Source organism: Microbacterium sp. P2_F9, from assembly GCF_056403635.1.
In genome coordinates this window covers 1-2,138 of sequence record NZ_JBFUFC010000341.1, presented here as the reverse complement: position 1 = coordinate 2,138, position 2,138 = coordinate 1, and the positions used below count along the sequence as shown (strand labels likewise).

Sequence of the window (2,138 nt, the reverse complement as noted above, 5' to 3'; positions counted from 1 at the left end):
GGCCGGCCTGGTCGCGGTGGCGATCGTCGGCGTCGTGGCGACCGTCCCGTTCGTCGCGCGCGGCGCCGACCGCAACGTGCTGCGGGCCGCTGCGGGGCCCGACATCGATCTCGCCGCCGAGATCAGCCCGCTCGCGACCTACCGCTCCTTCTTCGCCGACGCGCGCGCCGACGACGTCCTGTTCACGGTCGCGGCTCAGGATGGCGCCCCGGCGCGCGTGCGCCTGGCGACGCTGGACAGCTACGACGGCGAGGTCTTCCGCTCCGGCGGCGCCCACTCCGTGGACGAGGCGCAGTTCGTCCGGGTGCCGGCGGCACTCGATCCGGGGGCGGGGGAGCCGCTGCGCATGCAGGTCGTGATCGACAGTCTCACCGGGGTCTGGATGCCGACGGCCGGCCGGGTCGCCTCGGTCGAGTTCGACGGCGACCGCGCGGCCGCCCTCGCCGAGGGCTTCTACTACAGCGCGTCCGCGGCGGCCGGTCTGCAGACGGCCGGGGGAGGGCTCGCCCCCGGCGACGGCTTCGTCGTCTCCGGCGCCGACCCTGCCGTCCCTGCTGTCTCCGCGCTTGCGCCGCCTGGCGTTCCGGCCGGGGCGCTCCCCCTTCCGGAGAGCCTCGCGGCCTGGGTGCAGGAGCACCAGGAGGGCGCTGGGGGGGTCGCGCTCAAGGGTCTCGTCCGCCTGCTGCGCGAGCGCGGGTACCTCAGCCACGCGCTCTCGATGGGCGAGACGCCCGCCCGGTGGGCGCAGGACCTGCCTGGGTACGCCTTCCAGCCGAGCGCCTCGGGGCACTCGCTTGCGCGCATCGATGCGATGTTCGCCAGCCTGCTGGCGCGGGAGTCCGATCCCGAGGCCGCGGCGTCCTCCGACTTCGTCGCGGCGATCGGCGACGACGAGCAGTTCAGCGTCGCCGTGGCGCTCATCGCCCAGGACCTCGGGTTTCCGGCCCGGGTGGTCGTCGGCGTGCGACTGAGCTCGCCGGACGCGACGCTCCCCACCTGCGCTGACGGCACCTGCCGCGCGCAGGACCTCGCGGCGTGGACCGAGGTGCAGAACGCGAACGGCGCCTGGGTGCCGATCGATGCGACGCCGCAGTACGAGAATCCGCCGCGCCTCGACGTCTCGAAGCAGCGCGATCCCGAGAACGTCACCGATGTGCTCCCCGAGACGGTCCACGAGGTGCTCCCGCCGCAGCCGGTCCAGCAGGAGTCCGTGCCCGACGAGGGTCCGCCGGATGACCAGCGCGCAGATCTGGCCTGGCTGTGGCCGACACTGCGGATCGCCGGCATCGCCCTGCTGCTGGGCACGCTCGCGTTCGGGCCGTTCCTCGCAGTCATCGGTGCGAAGGCCGCGCGGCGGCGTGGCCGGCGTGGTGCGCACCTCCCGTCGGACCGGATCGCCGGCGGCTGGGATGAATACGTGGATGCCGCGACCGACGCGGGTCGCACGGCTCCCGCGTCGCTCACCCGCACCGAGGTCGCCGCGGTCTACGCCACGGCATCCGGTGCACGGCTCGCGTCCACCGCCGATCAGGCCGTGTTCTCGGCGGAGCGGGCGACCGACGCCGACGCCGCCGCCTTCTGGCGGATCGTCGATGAGGAGCGACGCGGCCTTCGCGCGGAGCGGGGATTCTGGCGCGGGCTCCGCGCGACCGTATCGTTGAGATCGTTCGTCCGACAACTGACGCCCGTCACCGGTCGCCGGGATCGCACCGCTGAGAGGGGGATGCGCGGCTCCGCACCGAGCCATCGCACATCGCCATGAACACATTCGACGGCTCCACCGTCCTCGCCCTTGCCGTGACGGGCATCGTCTTCGGCGTCCTGCTGTACGTCTGGATCGGCCTCGCGCTGTCCGCGCTCTTCCGCAAGAGCGGCGAAGAGCCGTGGAAGGCCTGGGTGCCGATCTACAATCACGTCGTCGTGCTGCAGCTGGGCGGACTCTCCGGCTGGCTGTACCTCCTCGTCCTGGTGCCGTTCATCGGGCCGCTGCTCGTCTGGGTGTGCATCGTCGTCGCGGCGCACCGGATCAATCTCGCCTTCGGCTACGGAGCCGGCATGACCGTGCTCGCGGCACTGCTGTTCCCAGTCTGGGCGACCGTCCTCGGTGCCGGATCGGCGCGCTGGATCGGTCGTGAGCG

2 protein-coding genes are annotated in these 2,138 nt (G+C 73.0%); both read left to right on the top strand.

Features of this window, described 5'->3' with window-relative positions; translation table 11 throughout:
* On the top strand, positions 1-1,762 hold a 1,762-nt coding region (locus AC1DVT_RS19740; protein ID WP_477391040.1), incomplete at its 5' end, for a transglutaminase domain-containing protein.
* The coding region (locus tag AC1DVT_RS19735; protein WP_477391038.1) for a DUF5684 domain-containing protein at positions 1,759-2,138 on the top strand (380 nt) is incomplete at its 3' end. The genes AC1DVT_RS19740 and AC1DVT_RS19735, both read left to right, overlap by 4 nt.